Source organism: Neobacillus sp. OS1-32 (assembly GCF_030915425.1).
Taxonomy (GTDB): Bacteria; Bacillota; Bacilli; order Bacillales; family Cytobacillaceae; genus Neobacillus; species Neobacillus paridis.
The window spans coordinates 2567299-2584414 of the sequence record NZ_CP133263.1 but is presented as its reverse complement, the minus strand read 5'-3'; the positions used below and the strand labels follow the sequence as shown (position 1 = coordinate 2584414).

The window sequence follows — 17116 nt, the reverse complement described above, 5'->3', positions numbered from 1 at the left end:
CTAAAAAATCCAGAAAATTAAATGATAAAAATTCTCAATTAGCATTGACTTAAAATACAAGGATGATATAATCAAAATCGTAAGGTTAAATGATAATGATTTTCAATGTCACTGATAAAAAGCTTAAATGAAAACTCGTTGACTGGCGAGCCCTTAAGGACGGTTCATGAGGCGTAGTTGAATTTATGCGACAAAGGAAAGTATAAAATTTGGAAAAATTTTATACCTTTTTATTAGCCAAAAAGAGAAGTGTTGGGAAGCTATGAAGATGAAATATTTACTGCTGGGATTATTGGTATTATCGGCTGCCTCTTTGTTCGTAGGAGTAAGCACTGTATCACCATTGGATTTGTTGAACCTCCAGTCAGAGGACACCCAAATATTCCTAATTAGCCGGCTGCCAAGGCTTATCGCGATTTTGCTTGCTGGAGCTGGAATGAGCATTGCAGGACTAATTATGCAGCAGCTAAGCCGAAACAAGTTTGTTTCGCCGACTACAGCTGGGACATTAGATGCTACGAGGCTGGGAATACTCGTCTCGATGCTGGTATTTGCGAACGCATCAATGCTCCAAAAAATGGCGGTTGCTTTTGCCTTTGCCCTTGCCGGGACCTTTCTATTCATGCAGATCCTTGACCGCATCAAGTTTAAAGATGCAATATTCATTCCGCTTGTAGGGTTGATGTTTGGCAATATTTTGTCTTCGGTAACAACCTTCTTTGCCTACAAAGCAGATGTAATTCAAAATATGTCGGCATGGCTCCAGGGTGATTTTTCGATGATCATGAAAGGCCGCTATGAATTACTCTACATAAGTGTTCCGATTATTATCATTGCCTATTTCTATGCCAACCGCTTTACCGTAGCGGGAATGGGGGAGGATTTCTCGAAAAATCTCGGGCTTGCTTACCGGCGAATTGTGAATATTGGCTTGATTCTTGTGGCACTGATCACAGCAACTGTTGTTTTAACTGTTGGGATTATCCCATTTCTTGGTTTAATCATTCCTAACATTATCTCGATTTTTAAAGGAGATCATTTGAAAAAAACCTTACCGCATACGGCACTGCTTGGTGCTATTTTCCTTCTCATTTGTGACATTCTTGGCAGGGTAATCATTTACCCCTATGAGATTTCGATCAGTCTCATGGTCGGTGTCATCGGAAGCGGCATTTTTTTATATTTGTTGTTCCGGAGGAAAAGATATGCGTAATTCGATGAAACTGGCCCTTCTTGCATTGATCGCTGCAGGATGCTGTGCCATCTACCTGTTTCATGATTTAAACGGAAGTTTTGATTATGCATTGCCAAGGCGTATCGTAAAAGTCATTGCCATGGTGATAACTGGCTTTACCATTGCCTATGCGACCGTTGTTTTTCAAACGATTACCCATAATAAAATTTTAACCCCCAGCATTATGGGATTAGATTCACTTTATTTGCTCTTACAAACATTGATGATTTTCTTTCTTGGGTCTGACCATCTGATGGCAGTCAATAAACAAATTAATTTTTTGATCTCGGTTGCCGTCATGATTGTGTTTTCCCTGTTGCTATATCGCTTTTTGTTTAAAAAGGCCGGTCAGCAGATTTACTTTTTATTGCTTGTCGGCATTATTGTCGGGACGTTTTTTTCGAGCATTTCGACATTCTTTCAAGTATTGATCGATCCGAACGAGTTTCAGATTGTCCAAGACCGGATGTTTGCCAGTTTTAATAATATCAACTCAGATTTGGTTTGGTTGTCCGCGGGAATTGTTGTCGTTGTAACCATTTTCGCCTGGCGCTATGTGAAATATTTAGATGTGCTTTCACTGGGCCGGGAGACTGCCATTAACTTAGGGGTGCCCTATGACGCCGTCGTCAAACAGATGCTTATGATCGTCGCTGTGTTTATTTCGATTTCCACAGCACTTGTCGGCCCGATTACTTTCTTTGGCTTAATCGTCGCCAATCTGTCCTATCAATTTTTCAAAACTTATAAGCATCGGACACTGATTGGCGGTGCGGTGGTGATGAGCATCATTGCGCTGGTTGGCGGGCAGTGGGTGGTTGAACGGGTATTTTCTTTTTCTACCACATTAAGTGTCATTATCAACTTTGTCGGCGGTGTGTATTTCATCTACCTACTATTGAAAGCGAGGAATGCTTAATGATTCAAGTCGTTTCACTGTCAAAGTTTTACGGGAAAAAGGCAGTTGTAGAGGATGTGTCGGTGACGATTCAGCCGGGAAAAATAACCTCTTTCATTGGACCGAACGGGGCAGGGAAGTCGACGTTACTTTCAATGGTGAGCCGGCTGCTCGATGCTGATACGGGAGAGGTGCTGATTGATAAGGCCGATGCCCGAAAAATGAAATCAAATGAGTTTGCTAAAAAGGTGTCGATTTTAAAACAGTCCAATTATATGAACGTTAGACTGACGATCCGTGAGCTTGTTTCCTTTGGCCGCTTTCCTTATTCCAAAGGGCGGCTGACGGATGAGGATGAACAGATTGTCGACCAGACGCTTGAATATATGCACTTAACCGAGTTGCAGGAGCGCTATTTGGATGAATTGTCAGGAGGTCAGCGGCAGCGGGCGTTTATTGCGATGGTCATTGCCCAGGATACTGATTATATTTTGCTTGATGAACCGCTAAATAACTTGGATATGAAACATTCCGTTCAGATTATGAAGATTTTACGGAGGCTTGTTGATGAACTGGGAAAAACGGTGGTCATTGTCCTGCATGATATAAATTTTGCATCCGTTTATTCGGACTGGATTGTCGCAATGAAGGATGGCCGAGTGGTCAAAAATGGACCAACTGAGGAAATTATTCAATCTGAAGCATTGAAGGAAATTTACGATATGGACATTCCCATTCAAAAAATGGATGGCTGCCGTATCTGTGTTTATTTTAATTCATAATTTTTAGGGGAGATAATCGATGAAAAAGTGGAGTTTAGTAAGTATTATTTTTTCAATTGTCCTTGTGCTTGCGGCTTGTGGCGGTGCATCGAAGGAGGAAGGCAAGACGGAAAAGGCATCAGGAAATGGAGAATCTGCCGGGAAAATGACAGTGGAACATAAATACGGTGAGGCCGTTGTGGAAAAAAATCCAAAGAAGGTAGTTGTTTTTGATTTTGGAATTTTAGATACTCTTGATGAATTGGGAGTTGAAGTTACAGGTGTTCCTCAGACAACTGTTCCTAAGTATTTAGAAAAATATAGTGATAAGAAGTATACGAATGTTGGCAGCCTGAAGGAGCCTGATTTTGAGGCAATCCATTCATTGAAACCGGATGTTATATTTATTTCAAATCGGCAGGCAGAATTATATGACCAATTTGCCGAGATTGCTCCGACAGTATATATCGACTTTGATTACAGCCATTACATGGATTCTTTTGAAAAAAATATGAAACTGATTGGCAAAATCTTTGATAAAGAAGACCAGGTTGCAGCAAAATTGAAAGATATTGAGGGAACTGTTGATAAAGTGAATAAAGAAGCTTCTGAAGCTAATAAAAAGGCTTTAATTGTGATGGCGAATGAAGGAAAAGTCAGCGCTTATGGACCAAGTTCCCGCTTTGGGTTAATCCATGATGTATTTGGGTTTGGAGCAGCTGATAAAAATATTGAAGTTTCCACACATGGTCAGAGTATTACCTTTGAATACATTATGGAAAAAAATCCCGATGTCTTGTTTGTTATTGACCGTAACGTCGCAATCGGGGGCGATTCCAGCGCCAAACAAACGATTGAGAACGACCTGGTCAAGAAAACAAACGCCTACAAAAACGGCAAAATCATCTACCTAAACGCCGACACCTGGTACCTCAGCGGCGGCGGCCTAAAATCCGTCAAACTCATGGCAGACGAAATCGAAGCTGCTCTTTAAAAATACAATGGTGCCTGACACCCTAAAAATACAAAAAGGTCAAAATGTCCACCCCACGTGGACATTTTTCCGTTTTTTGGAGAATTTGCTGCACTTTTTGAATACCTGCTTTAGGTTATTTTGTGTAGCGGTTGGCGTAGCTTGAAGCGACAAAGGCGTCCGGTTTAATTTTCGGCGCAACACCCATGGATTCCATTCGGGTGACCATTTCTTTGACGAATTCGCTCGTTTTGTTTCTTTTCCCGGCACCAATGTCGATGTGTCCCTCTATCGTGAAGGTAGCCCCTTGGTAAATGTGAGGCAAGACGATTTCAATAAGCTCTTGTTTTCTCTCCTCGGTAAACAATGCCACGATTTCCTCGGTAAATGATAATTCAAGGGAAATCCGCTCGTGCAGCTGGGTCATTTTACGGGGGACAATCACCTTTTTAATGCATGCCCACACTCCATTACCTTCATTTTGAATGACAATTCCTGTAATGAATACCGTATGCAGTTTATGGACTTGGGAGTCGGTCCCCACCATAAGGCGGAAATTACCACACGGGTCTGCCTTCATAAACTCAGTAATCCGTGTAAACACTAGTTCAAATGGCATCCCGTTCTCTTGAAGATTTTTAAAAACATGACGGCGAGGCTCGGGATTTTTCATCATCAAAACACCACATCTTTCCCTTCACGCGGAAGACTTCTTCTAAATTTTATTCTATTTTATGGGAAATGATGAATTGGCGTGCACTCGGAAATGAGTGCATGAACTTGAAGCACTTGCTTATTGATTTTATAGGGTGATGGGGTGATAACAACCCAAACTGAGTTGAAGTCTCAATTTATCGGCAAGGTTTACCAGATAATCCCCCCGCGGGCCGGTTTTACCAAATCCATTTTGATCTTTTGTTTAAAGTTAACGGTACAGATATGAGTTGACAGGCAGGCTTTTAGGGGGTAAAATTTAAACATAAGTTTATAAAATAAACAATAGTTTGATTTTAAGGGGGTGAAAGTTTGTCTGAACGAATGACTGAGAAAGAACAGTTGATTTATGATTTAATTCGTAAGAACCCCTATATTTCACAGCAGGAGCTCGCTGAAGCAGTCGGGTTATCCCGTCCATCCGTCGCCAATTTGATCTCAGGACTAACGAAAAAAGGTCATATTTTAGGCAGAGCCTATATTTTAAATGAATCGCAGCAAATTGTTTGTATCGGCGGCGCGAATTTGGACCGGAAATTCCAAGTGAAAAATAAGGCGAAACTGGGTACATCCAATCCAATCCGCTCAGTCAAAAGCGTGGGCGGCGTTGCCCGAAACATTGCTGAAAATCTGGGACGGCTCGGGCAGGAAGTATCATTAATAACTGCTTGTGGCGCAGACAGTGACTGGTTCTTCATTGAGGAATCATCGAAATTATATATGAATCTCGACCAAGTGGCGAAACTTCCAGGGATGGCGACAGGCTCCTATACCGCGGTTTTAGATACTGACGGGGAAATGATCATTGCCTTAGCAGATATGGAAGTGTACGAGTCATTGACCCCGGAACTGCTGTTAAAACAAGTCGCATTGTTAGACCGGGCAAAATGCATTGTTGCCGACTTGAACTGTCCAAAAGAAACGCTTCAATTTTTATCTTATTTTGCGAAAAAACATGAAAGACCACTTGTGTTAATCCCGGTTTCTTCCCCGAAAATGGAGCGGCTGCCTGATGATTTAAACGGCGTCACCTGGTTAATTACAAACCGGGATGAATCGGAAACCTATTTCAATAGGACTATTTCCAATCAAGCAGAGTGGCAGCAGGCAGTTGAAAAATGGCTTTCACAAGGGATTGACAATGTCGTGATTACGAATGGCAAAAACGGTGCAATGATTGGCAATATAAAGGAAGGGATTTTTCATGTTCCCGCTATTCAAACTGAAGTCGTGGATGTGACAGGTGCGGGTGATGCCTTCTCTGCGGCAGTGATCTTCTCATGGCTTGAGGGGAAAAATTTAATCGAGATTGCTAAAGCCGGGACGATAAATGCCGCAAAAACACTTGAATCAACTTTTACCGTACGTCAAGATTTATCAGCAGCACAATTACAACTAGACATGGAGGAATTATCATGAAGGAATATATTGCATTATCCGAAGAAGTCAAAAAAGCAAAAGAGCAAGGGCAACCTATTGTAGCACTGGAGTCCACGATCATTTCGCATGGTATGCCATATCCGCAAAATGTCCAGACAGCCCGTGAAGTGGAACAAATTATTCGTGACAACGGAGCAGTTCCAGCAACCATCGCGATTGTTGATGGGAAGATTAAGATTGGTTTATCTGACGAGGAACTTGAAATGTTCGGTAAGAGCAGCGGTGTTGCGAAAGCATCCCGCCGTGATTTAGCCTATTTATTGGCAACGAAAAAATTAGGGGCAACAACGGTCGCGGCAACAATGATTTGTGCGGCACTGGCCGACATTCACATTTTTGTTACTGGCGGCATTGGCGGTGTCCATCGCGGAGCCGAAACAACCATGGATATCTCCGCCGATTTAGAAGAATTGGCCCAAACAAATGTAGCGGTTATTTGTGCCGGGGCAAAATCGATTTTAGATTTGGGCTTAACGCTGGAATACCTTGAAACAAAAGGCGTACCAGTGATTGGTTACCAAACGGATGTCCTACCGGCGTTCTATACCCGTTCAAGTAAATTTGCAGTTAACTTCCGGGCGGATGATGTTGAGACCATTTCCAACACGTTGAAAACGAAATGGGATTTACACCTTAAAGGCGGTGCAGTCATTGCCAATCCAATCCCGGAAGAACACGCAATGGATGAAAAAACGATCACGGACGTCATCGAAACAGCCCTTAAAGAAGCAGAAGAACAGCATATTTCCGGAAAAGAAGTAACGCCATTCCTCTTAGCTAAAGTAAAAGAACTAACCGGCGGCAAAAGCCTGGAATCGAACATTGCCCTCGTAAAAAATAACGCTGTTCTAGGAGCGAAAATCGCCGTAAACCTAGCATCATTAAAATGAAAAATGGATTAGAACTAAATGACAGAAGAATAAAAAAGTCTTAAAGAAAGGTCTGGCTCCGGTTTGAGGGCCGGATCTTTTTAGAGAAAAAGGTTGACCCTAGATGGATCAACCTTTTTTGCATGTTCATCTCCTTATTTGGAAAGTTTGCAGCATTTCGAATACAATAGAAATAGGATATTACTTCCATCCTTTACCCAATTAGGCTTTTCTAGATCAAAATAGAAAGGGGGACATGTTCATGCGTGTTGTTCGGGAGACGGAGCTGAAGTTTTTAAAAAGGGAGCTGGATTACTTAGCTGCGGCTGAAATTATTACTCCTGAAAAGGCTGAACAAATTGAATCGTTGTATGAAGTCAGAGACAAACCATCTTTTACAAGAACATTGCTGTATGTTGGCTCGATTTTAATCGGTGCCGGAATTCTTAGCTTTATCGCCAGCAACTGGGCCGAGATGGCCAAGCCAATTAAATTTCTTCTGATTGTTGGTATCTTTATCGCATGTCAATTTGCCGGGTATAAGCTTGAAGGTAATTACCCGAAGACCTCGAAAAGCTTTTATTACCTTGGGGTGATCGTGTTCGGGGCCGGGATCTTCTTGGTGGAGCAAATGTTTCACATTGGTGGCAGTACTCAGGATGCATTTTTGTGGTGGGCGATTGGAATTATCCCCTTAGCTTGGGTGCTTCGAGATAAATGGATTTTGCTCGCGGCTGCCTTTTTCTCACTTTTTCATCTCATGGACGCTACCTATTTGCAAGGGAGGGTCATTCCGATCTGGATTGTGGTTCTGATTGTTGCATTGTATTTTTTAAATGGAAAAATTGCCTTCTCAAGAGGAACAGCATTTGTAAATGGTGTTGTGCAGCTTGTCTTTCTTGTTACAGTTATTAATTTTTTCCTCCTCAGGTATGGATCTTTCGATGAGCCTTTTATTCAAGGTCTCATACTTTTAGTAATTGGGATTGTTCTAGTTTTACGTAAAGGAAAAATTCATGACATTTACGTGTATTTAGGCTATATCACTCATGGATGTGCCGCACTGCTATTGTCCTTTAATGAAACCTGGCCAGCGCAAGTGGAGTGGTTGTACATTCCTTTTTCACTGTTGTATCTTCTCTTCCTGCTGTACCTAATTAAACGCGGCAGCTTGTTTAGCATTATTATCTTATGTGTCATGATTTTCCGTTTTTACCTTGATATCTCCTTTGAGTTCCTGCCCAAATCGTTCGTCTTTATCATAGGCGGTGTTCTTTTACTCGGCTTTGGGTTTTATTTTGAAAAACAAAGACGGAAGGGAGAGGGCAAGCATGCATAAACGGACGAAACAGTTGATAGTAGCTTGTGCGGTACCGGTGCTCATTCTTCTTGGCATGTGCTTTCAGCCCCTTCTTACATTGTTTACCGGGCAGGAAGTTACTTTACAAACCAAGCCAGTTGACCCAACAGATTTGTTCCGCGGGGATTATGTGATCCTTCGTTATGAGGCGGAGGAAGTTCCGAAAGAGTTGGTCGAAACGGAGGTGATCAAGCAGCTGGAAAGGAACGGGAGTTGGGGCATTGGTGAACAGAATGTATATGTTGTTTTGAAAAAGAAAGACGGTATCGATCATCCTGTGAAAGTGACGCTGAACAAGCCGAAAAATGGTGTGTTTTTAAAAGGCAAGCTGGATTATATCGGTACCAATGGCGAAGGAATGGAAGTGGCCTTCATCCAATACAGCCTTGACAAATACTACGTCGAAGACAACACCGGAACTAAATGGGAAGAAGCCTCCACAAAAGGCCAAATCCTCGCCAAAGCCAAAGTCAACAACGGCTACGCAATCCTAACCGATATTGAAATTGGTGTCAGGCACCGTCCGTGGACAAAATAGACAAATTGTCCATCTGGGGTGGACAGTTTGTGATAATTTTCCATGAAATAAGGGATTAACTAACTTTAACATAAGCATTCGTTAACTAAAACAAAGGATTGTGGTAAATCCCAGGAGTATTTTTTTGTTAACCTAAATTAAAAATAGGTTGACAATACTCTCTCTTACCCTTTATCTTAAAACTATGGAAATTTTTTAATAGGGTGGGAGAATAGATGAAATTAAAAGCACTGGATATTACCCTTGTTGGGATGTTTGTTGCTCTAATGGGGATTGGAGCTAACATTACTTCAATTGCTCCATTTTTGACAGTAGGTGGAGTGCCGATCACTTTACAAACTTTTTTTGCAATTCTGGCGGGGTTGGTATTGGGTAGCCGCTTAGGTTCTATCGCAATGGTTAGTTATATGCTTGTTGGTTTAGTAGGTGTTCCGGTATTTTCCAAATTTGGCGCCGGTCCTTCAACAATACTCAGCCCGACCTTTGGTTTCATTGTCTCGTTTATTTTCCTTGCATTTATTGCTGGGAAAATTGTCGAAAAGAAAAAGTCGCTGCCTGCTTTTATCATTGCGGCTTTAATAGGGATGAGCGTAAATTACCTGTTCGGAACGAACTGGATGTACTATGCTTATAAGCTATGGTTTACAGCCCCAGAGGGATTTACCTATAAAATGGCCTGGTTATGGATGATTCCACCGCTGCCAAAAGACATCATCCTCGCAGTATTCGCTGGAGTTTTGGCACATCGGCTGGAAAAATCAGTATTATCAAAGGGACAATTCAAGAGATTAAAAAAAGTTTCCTAAGCCATGGATATGGATGTAAGCACTATGTGTTATCTTCACCTAGCGCTGATACCAAATGAAAATGTGGTATAACCAGTTCTCGGTTATACCACTTCTTTTGGTTATCGGGGCAATTATCAAAGATGTAGTAATAGATTATTCTTTTTTCTTTGATTCTTTTTCCTTATATTGGATAATACACTAGTAAAAAAGAAAGATGTTACCGATATTAGGGGGGAGTTATGCGGGAGTTGATGTTTATGAAGATTGCCGTAGATGTTGCGCTCGAAAATGTACTAACGAATGGTGGTGGTCCATTTGGGGCTATAGTCGTAAAAGAGGGACGGATTATTAGTGTAGGCCGAAATCAGGTGGCAGTGAAAAAAGACCCGACAGCACATGCAGAAATGGAGGCGATTCGAGAAGCTTGCAAGTATTTGAATAGCTTTCAGCTGACCGGCTGCGAACTCTATACAAGCTGTGAGCCGTGTCCGATGTGTTTAGGTGCAATTTATTGGGCAAGACTCAAATCAATATTCTACGCCTGTACCAATGAAGATGCAGCCCGAATTGGTTTTGATGATCATTTTATTTACCGACAAATTGCCTTGCCTCCGAATCAACGCAGCATCCCCATGGTTCGTATTCTTCCGGAAAACACCTATCGACCCTTTAATGCCTGGGTCAGCCTTCCACAAAAGCAGCAATATTAATGGTGTCAGGCACCACTCGTGGACATTTGTCCGTCACAGGAGGACAGAAAAAAGGCACGATCCAAAGTATGGAGGGTGCCTTTTGGTTGATTCGCTTAATGTCAGCCGTTGCTTAATCATTTAGATGGTTGGGTAGACATCATCAGGGTCGGATCCGGTTCGCTGGTTTCTATTTAATTTGTCAATTTTTTTCATGTCCTCAGCGGATAGTTCAAAATCATAGATATCGCTATTTTCTGCTATACGGCTAGGGGTGACGGATTTCGGGATAAAAATCAACTCATGCTGCAGGTGCCAGCGAAGAATGATCTGTGCCGTGGTTTTATGATAGTTCCGTGCCAATTCTTCAAGGACTGGATCATTAAGGATCCTCCCTCTTGCCAGCGGACTCCATGCTTCAACTGCAATATTTTGCTCCTTCAGATAGTTTCTTAATGCTTCTTGTGTCAAATAGGGATGAAGCTCAACTTGGTTTACCATCGGCATGACATTCGCTTTTGTGTTTAATTTTTCAAGATGGTGTTGATGAAAATTACAAACACCAATTGCCCGTACCATTTTTTCATCATATAAACGTTCAAACGCGCGCCAAGTATCGAAAAAATACTTTTCGCTTGGCCAGTGGACAAGCAGGAGATCCAACTGGCTAAGCTGTAAGTCGGCTAAAGACTCCTCAAACGTAAATAATGTTTGATCATACCCCTGGTTTCCGTTATTGATTTTGGTTGTAATAAACAGGTCCTTTCTCGGAACTGAACTATTATATAATAGCTCTCCAAGCATGGCTTCATTTTGATACATTTGCGCCGTATCAAAAGAACGATAGCCTACTTCCAGTGCCTTAGGGATTGCAATTTCCATTTCGGCCGGGTCAGTGATTTTATATACTCCAAAACCGTGCTGGGGAATGGTGACACCATTATGTAATGTAATTTGATCCTCAAAGGTCTTCTTCATGCGTATTCCTCCTATCAGTATCCTCCTATAGTATAGCGTTAGTCATAAGCTTATGAAAGTTACCCCGGGAGTCTTTATATAAATTTTCAAAACAAAAAGATTGAAGTTTTATCCAAAAATGGTTGCGGGTTAGCGTGGTTTATAATATACTACATTACAACAGTAATGCACTATGTCAGGGAGGAGGCGGGAGTAAAAGTGGCTCTAAATCTCGACGGAACAAAGCCGATATATCTACAGATTTCGGAATGGCTTGAGAATGAAATTCTGAATGGAAATTTTGAAAGTGATCAGAAAATCTACTCCCAGTATCAGCTGGCGGATCTTTTTAATATTAACCCGGCAACGGCGGCGAAGGGGTTGAACCTATTGGCGGATGAACAAATTCTTTATAAAAAGCGCGGACTGGGCATGTTTGTTAGGCACGATGCGAAAGCCATAATTGTCAACAAGCGGAAAAATCAAACCTTAAAACGACTAGTCCAGGAAATTGTCCAGGAAGCGGAACGGTTGAATGTTAGCAAACAAGAGCTGATTGAAATGATCAAAACGGCAAATACGGAGGAGGAGCGGCAATGAGTATAATTGAATGTAACGGATTGACAAAGGTTTTTGGCAGCACGAAGGCGCTGAATCATTTTTCCTGCAAAATTGAAGAAAACACGATTACCGGGTTAATTGGCCGCAATGGAGCAGGGAAATCTACATTGCTGAAAATTATCGCTGGTTATATGGAGCAGACGTCTGGAGAGATCCAAGTTTTTTCCGAAAATCCGTTTAATAATTTATTCGTTTCGGCAAATCTTATTTTTGTTCATGAACAATTGACCCTGCCGACAGCCTTGAATCTCCAAGAAATTCTTGAGGCAATGGGAAAGTTTTATAAAAATTGGGATCGGGAGCTGGCCCAGCGGCTGTTTGAATACTTTTCTTTCCATCCATCGCAATATTATAATGGGCTCTCGAAAGGGATGAGGAGCACCTTCAATACAATCTTAGGTTTAGCGGCCCGTACGCCATTAACGCTGTTTGATGAGCCAACAACAGGGATGGATGCGGCGGTTCGCAAGGATTTTTACCGGGCTTTACTTAAGGACTACATTGCTAATCCCCGGACAATTATTCTCTCGAGTCATCATTTAGAAGAAATTGAGGATTTATTAGAGGATATTTTACTGATGAAACAGGGCGGGAATCTGCTTCATATGCCAATGGCTGATTTTCGCGAATGGGCCATTGGGCTGGAAGGGAAGGCTGCTCTTGTGAACGAATGGACGAAGGACCGGGACGTTATTTTTTCGAAAAGCGGTGCCTTTGATCAATCCTATGTGGTGGTAAGAAATGATTTCTCGGAGGTAGAAGTGCAGAAGGCAAAACAGGCCGGGATGAATGTTCTGCCTGTGAGCTCTACGGATCTCTGTGTCTATTTAACTGGTAAAACGAAGGGAGGCATTGATGATGTCTTTAACGAAGGTTAGTCTGTGGGAGATTGTCAAGCGCCAATATGCTTACAAGCTGAAGGCCTATATTCAGGTGTTTATGTCAATGGTTATTGTTCAATTAATCGCCATTTTGTTTTCGCAAGGCAGTTCTGGCATGATGGCGAGCAGCGGCGGCTTGATAGACTTGGAGCTCCGTTATTATTCGGCAGATGTGGTGGTTGGATTTACAATCCTGTGGGGGTTCATCACCGCCATTCTGATTACCACGAAGGCGTACCGAAATGATGATTTCATATTGGTTACCAATCGTCTCAGCAGTAATTTATCCAATGTCTTGTTCCTGCTGACCGCGAGTATAGTCGGAGGGATCACCTCGATGTTGACTACCTTTTTGGTAAAAATCATTGTCTTCATTTTTAAAAGCAGTTTTTTAATCATCAGTCCTGTGAATTTAGCCGGAGTAATGGATTTGTTAATCGGTACTGGCGTGACGACTCTCTATATTCTTCTGTTTTCTGCAATAGGGTACATGGTGGGGACACTTGTTCAGTTAAGCCGGGCCTTCGCAGTTGTGCTGCCGGTTATCTTTGTTGGCGGGTTAATACTTGATGGGTTACGCGGGCAGGATGGGGTCATTGCTGCTTTGGTTAAGTTTTTCTTTATGGAAACATCGTTTGTTCTTTTTATCGTTAAAGTTTTGGCAACGGCGGTCCTAATGTTTTGCGGTGCATTTATCCTATCTAACAAAATGGAGGTGAAACCATAATGATGGCGATCACTCCTATTTTCATTATGTTAATAGTCATAGGTTGTGTTGTCGGCGTGGCTTTCAAACTGGCGAAAACGGTCAATAGAAGCGGGTGGCTGCCTTATAGTATGCGGGTCCGCTGGGCTGTTGGCGCATATTTAGCCATTCTTATCATTTCCATGGTAATAAGTAATGTATTACCGGTTAAGGGCCTGACTGAATTGGAAAAGGTAAACAGTAATGTGCTTGATCAGGAAAGCACGAGTTTGTATGATGCGGCAATAGCGGGGAATATCAACCAGTATGACCAGAAGTTTTTGTTGAAAAGTTGGGATTTCAAATTTAAGCAGCAGCAGCTTGAAATTACCACTAATAATGATACTTCCTATAACATTACCTTTATAGTGGAAAGAAAGGGACAAAATGATGGTCACATTGAGATTGGTTTCTATATGACCAGATCTGAAGTGAATGGAATGGATATCTCAAAATTGGTTCATCCTCCTGGACTTGAAATAACAGGTAACCGTCTGCGTCTTACCAATTCGTCAAAAAACCAACTAAGATTATCACAATTCTCAAACGTATTTACCGTCAAGCAATTTAACGGTGAAAACTTTTTCGGTCACGAATCCTATTCCAGCGAAGGACAGGCGATCTTATATCTCAAAGTCCCACAAAATCTAAAAATAATCAAAAACTCCGACCTCAACCTCGAATACGTAAAGTGAACAGTGGAGGGTGCCTTTGTTGGTGCCTGACACCACTCGTGGACATTTGTACGCCTGGGGTGGACAGTTGCGTTTCAGACAATAATTTAAACCGGATAGCCCCTGTGGCGGTCCGGTTTTTTGAGGTTGTAAGGTTAGTAGGTTTTGGTTAGATCATATCATTTTCTATAATTCCTACTTGACTTATTGGAATTATGGTATTAAAATCTTCGTATAAGAAAATGTTATATGAACTTACTATATGAAGGGGAGACATCATGAACACCATTCTTATCATAGTGAATATTGCTGTGTTATTTTTGCTCATGGCTGGTTTATTTTTTATGCAAAAGAAGCACGTGTCATTTTCAAAACGCGTGTTTACGGCGCTAGGTTTAGGGATCGTATTTGGGTTAGTACTTCATTTGATTTATGGGGTAACTTCCAAAGTAACCACTGGGTCAATCAACTGGTTTAGCATCGTTGCTGACGGGTATGTGAAACTGCTGCAAATGATTGTTATGCCACTCGTATTTATTTCAATTGTCGGTGCCTTTACAAAATTAAAGTTAACCAAAAACATCGGAAAAATCAGCTTCCTTGTTATTGGGATCCTGCTTGGGACGACTGCTATTTCAGCGGCCATTGGCATCGGCTCAGCGTTGGGATTTGGACTTGACGGGATTCACCTGACTGCAGGAGAAGCCGAAAATGCCCGCAATGCCCTGTTGCAGGAAAAAGTAGTCACAGTTAAAGACATGACAATTCCTCAACAAATCTTGGAATTATTGCCAAGCAATCCGTTTCAGGATTTAACCGGTGCACGGCCAACATCAACTATTGCTGTCGTCATTTTTGCCGCTTTTATCGGAATGGCCTATCTTGGAGTAAAGCGAAAAAATCCGGAATCGGCGGATTTCTTTGCGAAAATAATTGATACCTTGTACACGATTATTATGAGGGTTGTTACTTTGATTCTTCGTTTGACCCCGTATGGGATTTTGGCGATCATCACCAGAGTAACAGCGACAAGTGATTATGAAGCTATTGTCAAGTTAGGAAAATTCGTCGTTGCATCATATGTAGGACTTATTCTCATATTTATCGTCCATTTATTGCTATTAACATTTGCAAAATTAAATCCGCTAAATTATGTGAAAAAAGCATTACCAACATTGACTTTTGCATTTACCTCACGGACAAGTGCAGGAACATTACCATTAAATATTAAATCGCAGACGAAGGATTTTGGGGTTTCAGAAGGGATTGCCAACTTTGCTGCTTCGTTTGGACTTTCAATCGGACAAAATGGTTGTGCCGGTATGTATCCAGCGATGTTAGCGATCATGGTAGCACCTGCTGCCGGGATTGACCCAACGAGTCTATCATTCATTTTAACCCTAATTTTGGTTGTCGCGATCAGTTCCTTCGGAGTTGCCGGAGTGGGCGGTGGAGCAACCTTTGCGGCCCTGATTGTATTATCCGTGATGAACCTGCCAATCGCCATAGTCGGTTTGCTCATTTCAGTAGAGCCACTGATTGACATGGGACGTACCGCTCTTAATGTCAGCGGCAGCATGACGGCAGGAATCTTAACCGCAAGAGCAACAGGTGAGTTGGAAAAAGATGTCTATCAACAAACAACTATAGCTGAAGCTTAATAAAAAAGCATAAATAAGGTGTCAAGCACCAAAACAGCGGGACAGTCCTATTGAAACTTCGACTGTCCACCTGGGGTGGACAAATGAAGTCATTTGTCCACGAATGGTGCCTGACACCTTTTTCTTTTACGCAATAAAATAAGCAATGACTGAAAGCAGTACGGATGTAATTAACATCGCAATCAGCGGACGCAGTGCTTTTGTGCGTAGGTCGTGGAGGCTGACGTTTAAGCCAAGGCCGACCATTGCAGAGGTTAAAATAAAGGTAGTGGCTGTGGAAATTTCGTCCATGGCCGCTTTTGAAACCGGAATGGATTTGCCAAGGACATAGCTTCCAAATACACTCATTAAAATAAAGCCAATCAGGAACCATGGAAATTCAATTTTTGTCCCCTCAGTCCCGGTCTTCCCGGCGCTTCGCATTTTCATCCAATACATGAGAATGAAACATAAGGGAATCAGCAAGAGCACTCGGCCAAGCTTGGCCAGCAGGGCAATTGCTAAGCCATCCGGCCCTGCTGGCGCGCCAGCCAAGGCAACATGGGCGATTTCGTGCAGGCTGATCCCGCTCCAAATGCCGTATTCAATCGCAGATAGCGGCAAGATAGGCCGTAATATCGTATAGGTAATCGAGAAAATTGTTCCCACCAATGCAATAATACCAACCCCAATTGCGGTATCTTCGTCCTTCGCTTTAATAATCGGGGAAACCGCGGCAATCGCGGCTGCTCCGCATACGCCAGTACCGATTCCAACGAGCATTGTAAGTGTCGACTCTGCCTTCAACCATTTACCAAGCCAAACGGTTAACAGAATGGCAACCGTAATCACACCAGCATCGCGGACAAGCAGACCCAGCCCCTGATGTAGGACGATATCAATATTTAGCTTTAACCCATATAAAATAATGGCGAATCGCAGAAATCGTTTTGCTGAAAATTGAATCCCCGCACGAATTTTTTCAGGATAGCCAAAAACCTGCCGGTAAATGATGGCAATCACAATTGCACTGGCCAGCGGTCCGACTCGGTCAAATCCGGGCACTTTTGCTAAGGCAAAGCCACAAAAGGCAGTAATAAATGTAAAGGCAATACCCCCGAGCCAGAGACCAACAGATGGCTTCGGCGCAGGCTTTTTAGACTGCTTTTCGAATTCCTCATCTAAAGATAATGCTTGAGCTGTTTCGTTCCCCACCAAGATCACCTCAATTTAAAATCTAAACTTAGAGTACAACTATTTGATTGATAAGAAAAATAAATATATATAATAGGTATAATAAGTAAGCAGTTATAAACGTAGGAGGCTTCTAGGAT

General features: G+C 42.2%; 18 protein-coding genes. 15 read left to right on the top strand and 3 right to left on the bottom strand.

Annotated features, from left to right (window positions below; translation table 11 throughout):
- Window positions 1-262: 262 nt before the first annotated feature.
- From RCG24_RS12930 to RCG24_RS12915, 4 genes are read left to right on the top strand one after another with little or no spacing between them, the layout of a single operon-like run.
- Window positions 263-1213, top strand: coding sequence for an ABC transporter permease (locus tag RCG24_RS12930; RefSeq protein WP_308077192.1), 951 nt, complete (start codon window positions 263-265; stop codon window positions 1211-1213).
- On the top strand, window positions 1206-2153 hold the full coding sequence (locus RCG24_RS12925) for an iron chelate uptake ABC transporter family permease subunit (RefSeq protein ID WP_308077191.1): 948 nt from the start codon (window positions 1206-1208) through the stop codon (window positions 2151-2153). The genes RCG24_RS12930 and RCG24_RS12925 overlap by 8 nt, the downstream gene beginning before the upstream one ends.
- Window positions 2153-2914 carry an iron ABC transporter ATP-binding protein gene (locus tag RCG24_RS12920; RefSeq protein ID WP_308077190.1) on the top strand — a complete coding sequence of 254 codons (762 nt, stop codon included), beginning with the start codon at window positions 2153-2155 and terminating at the stop codon, window positions 2912-2914. The genes RCG24_RS12925 and RCG24_RS12920 overlap by 1 nt, the downstream gene beginning before the upstream one ends.
- Before the next feature lie 19 nt (window positions 2915-2933).
- Window positions 2934-3887, top strand: coding sequence for a siderophore ABC transporter substrate-binding protein (locus tag RCG24_RS12915; protein ID WP_202652921.1), 954 nt, complete (start codon window positions 2934-2936; stop codon window positions 3885-3887).
- A 115-nt stretch (window positions 3888-4002) separates the two neighbouring features.
- Here RCG24_RS12915 and RCG24_RS12910 read toward each other — a convergent pair whose 3' ends face one another.
- Window positions 4003-4539 (bottom strand): ribonuclease H-like YkuK family protein, encoded by a 537-nt coding sequence (locus RCG24_RS12910; RefSeq protein WP_202652978.1) that lies wholly within the window; start codon window positions 4537-4539, stop codon window positions 4003-4005.
- A gap of 365 nt (window positions 4540-4904) precedes the next feature.
- Between RCG24_RS12910 and RCG24_RS12905 the strand changes: the two genes are divergently transcribed.
- The 6 genes from RCG24_RS12905 to RCG24_RS12880 all read left to right on the top strand — a co-directional run bounded on the left by RCG24_RS12905 (window position 4905) and on the right by RCG24_RS12880 (window position 10285).
- Window positions 4905-5999 carry a carbohydrate kinase gene (locus tag RCG24_RS12905; protein WP_308079176.1) on the top strand — a complete coding sequence of 365 codons (1095 nt, stop codon included), beginning with the start codon at window positions 4905-4907 and terminating at the stop codon, window positions 5997-5999.
- Window positions 5996-6910 (top strand): pseudouridine-5'-phosphate glycosidase, encoded by a 915-nt coding sequence (locus RCG24_RS12900; RefSeq protein ID WP_202652920.1) that lies wholly within the window; start codon window positions 5996-5998, stop codon window positions 6908-6910. Before RCG24_RS12905 ends, RCG24_RS12900 begins: the two co-directional genes overlap by 4 nt.
- Window positions 6911-7151: 241 nt before the next feature.
- A complete protein-coding gene (locus RCG24_RS12895) occupies window positions 7152-8228 on the top strand; it encodes a DUF2157 domain-containing protein (protein ID WP_308077189.1) in 1077 nt (358 codons plus the stop codon).
- Entirely contained in the window at window positions 8221-8787 is a 567-nt protein-coding gene (locus RCG24_RS12890; RefSeq protein WP_308077188.1) for a GDYXXLXY domain-containing protein, read from the top strand. Before RCG24_RS12895 ends, RCG24_RS12890 begins: the two co-directional genes overlap by 8 nt.
- Window positions 8788-9002: 215 nt before the next feature.
- Window positions 9003-9593 (top strand): biotin transporter BioY, encoded by a 591-nt coding sequence (locus RCG24_RS12885; protein ID WP_308077187.1) that lies wholly within the window; start codon window positions 9003-9005, stop codon window positions 9591-9593.
- 221 nt (window positions 9594-9814) lie between these two features.
- Complete coding sequence (locus RCG24_RS12880) at window positions 9815-10285, top strand: nucleoside deaminase (RefSeq protein WP_308077186.1); 471 nt, start codon at window positions 9815-9817, stop codon at window positions 10283-10285.
- 120 nt (window positions 10286-10405) lie between these two features.
- On the opposite strand, the gene RCG24_RS12875 is transcribed toward RCG24_RS12880, so the two are convergent.
- Window positions 10406-11242 carry an aldo/keto reductase gene (locus RCG24_RS12875; protein WP_308077185.1) on the bottom strand — a complete coding sequence of 279 codons (837 nt, stop codon included), beginning with the start codon at window positions 11240-11242 and terminating at the stop codon, window positions 10406-10408.
- A 198-nt stretch (window positions 11243-11440) separates the two neighbouring features.
- Here RCG24_RS12875 and RCG24_RS12870 point away from each other — a divergent pair, with 198 nt between their 5' ends.
- The 5 genes from RCG24_RS12870 (at window position 11441) to RCG24_RS12850 (ending at window position 15803) form a co-directional block, all read left to right on the top strand.
- Window positions 11441-11821: a GntR family transcriptional regulator gene (locus tag RCG24_RS12870; protein WP_308077184.1), complete on the top strand. Its 381-nt coding sequence runs from the start codon at window positions 11441-11443 to the stop codon at window positions 11819-11821.
- Window positions 11818-12720: an ABC transporter ATP-binding protein gene (locus RCG24_RS12865; RefSeq protein WP_308077183.1), complete on the top strand. Its 903-nt coding sequence runs from the start codon at window positions 11818-11820 to the stop codon at window positions 12718-12720. Before RCG24_RS12870 ends, RCG24_RS12865 begins: the two co-directional genes overlap by 4 nt.
- Window positions 12698-13450: a hypothetical protein gene (locus tag RCG24_RS12860; protein WP_308077182.1), complete on the top strand. Its 753-nt coding sequence runs from the start codon at window positions 12698-12700 to the stop codon at window positions 13448-13450. The genes RCG24_RS12865 and RCG24_RS12860 overlap by 23 nt, the downstream gene beginning before the upstream one ends.
- Window positions 13450-14163: a hypothetical protein gene (locus RCG24_RS12855; RefSeq protein WP_308077181.1), complete on the top strand. Its 714-nt coding sequence runs from the start codon at window positions 13450-13452 to the stop codon at window positions 14161-14163. Before RCG24_RS12860 ends, RCG24_RS12855 begins: the two co-directional genes overlap by 1 nt.
- 257 nt (window positions 14164-14420) lie before the next feature.
- On the top strand, window positions 14421-15803 hold the full coding sequence (locus RCG24_RS12850; protein ID WP_308077180.1) for an L-cystine transporter: 1383 nt from the start codon (window positions 14421-14423) through the stop codon (window positions 15801-15803).
- Window positions 15804-15929: 126 nt separating this feature from the next.
- On the opposite strand, the gene RCG24_RS12845 is transcribed toward RCG24_RS12850, so the two are convergent.
- The gene (locus RCG24_RS12845; RefSeq protein ID WP_374049094.1) at window positions 15930-16997 is read right to left on the bottom strand and encodes a YeiH family protein; all 1068 of its coding nucleotides are present in this window, start codon (window positions 16995-16997) and stop codon (window positions 15930-15932) included.
- Between the last annotated feature and the right edge of the window lie 119 nt (window positions 16998-17116).

Bases quoted from the DNA above. Each gene is read 5' to 3' on its own strand.
- RCG24_RS12930 (WP_308077192.1), top strand. From the start codon at position 263: ATGAAGATGAAATATTTACTGCTGGGATTATTGGTATTATCGGCTGCC.
- RCG24_RS12925 (WP_308077191.1), top strand. From the start codon at position 1,206: ATGCGTAATTCGATGAAACTGGCCCTTCTTGCATTGATCGCTGCAGGA.
- RCG24_RS12920 (WP_308077190.1), top strand. From the start codon at position 2,153: ATGATTCAAGTCGTTTCACTGTCAAAGTTTTACGGGAAAAAGGCAGTT.
- RCG24_RS12915 (WP_202652921.1), top strand. From the start codon at position 2,934: ATGAAAAAGTGGAGTTTAGTAAGTATTATTTTTTCAATTGTCCTTGTG.
- RCG24_RS12910 (WP_202652978.1), bottom strand. From the start codon at position 4,539: ATGAAAAATCCCGAGCCTCGCCGTCATGTTTTTAAAAATCTTCAAGAG.
- RCG24_RS12905 (WP_308079176.1), top strand. From the start codon at position 4,905: ATGACTGAGAAAGAACAGTTGATTTATGATTTAATTCGTAAGAACCCC.
- RCG24_RS12900 (WP_202652920.1), top strand. From the start codon at position 5,996: ATGAAGGAATATATTGCATTATCCGAAGAAGTCAAAAAAGCAAAAGAG.
- RCG24_RS12895 (WP_308077189.1), top strand. From the start codon at position 7,152: ATGCGTGTTGTTCGGGAGACGGAGCTGAAGTTTTTAAAAAGGGAGCTG.
- RCG24_RS12890 (WP_308077188.1), top strand. From the start codon at position 8,221: ATGCATAAACGGACGAAACAGTTGATAGTAGCTTGTGCGGTACCGGTG.
- RCG24_RS12885 (WP_308077187.1), top strand. From the start codon at position 9,003: ATGAAATTAAAAGCACTGGATATTACCCTTGTTGGGATGTTTGTTGCT.
- RCG24_RS12880 (WP_308077186.1), top strand. From the start codon at position 9,815: ATGCGGGAGTTGATGTTTATGAAGATTGCCGTAGATGTTGCGCTCGAA.
- RCG24_RS12875 (WP_308077185.1), bottom strand. From the start codon at position 11,242: ATGAAGAAGACCTTTGAGGATCAAATTACATTACATAATGGTGTCACC.
- RCG24_RS12865 (WP_308077183.1), top strand. From the start codon at position 11,818: ATGAGTATAATTGAATGTAACGGATTGACAAAGGTTTTTGGCAGCACG.
- RCG24_RS12860 (WP_308077182.1), top strand. From the start codon at position 12,698: ATGATGTCTTTAACGAAGGTTAGTCTGTGGGAGATTGTCAAGCGCCAA.
- RCG24_RS12855 (WP_308077181.1), top strand. From the start codon at position 13,450: ATGATGGCGATCACTCCTATTTTCATTATGTTAATAGTCATAGGTTGT.
- RCG24_RS12850 (WP_308077180.1), top strand. From the start codon at position 14,421: ATGAACACCATTCTTATCATAGTGAATATTGCTGTGTTATTTTTGCTC.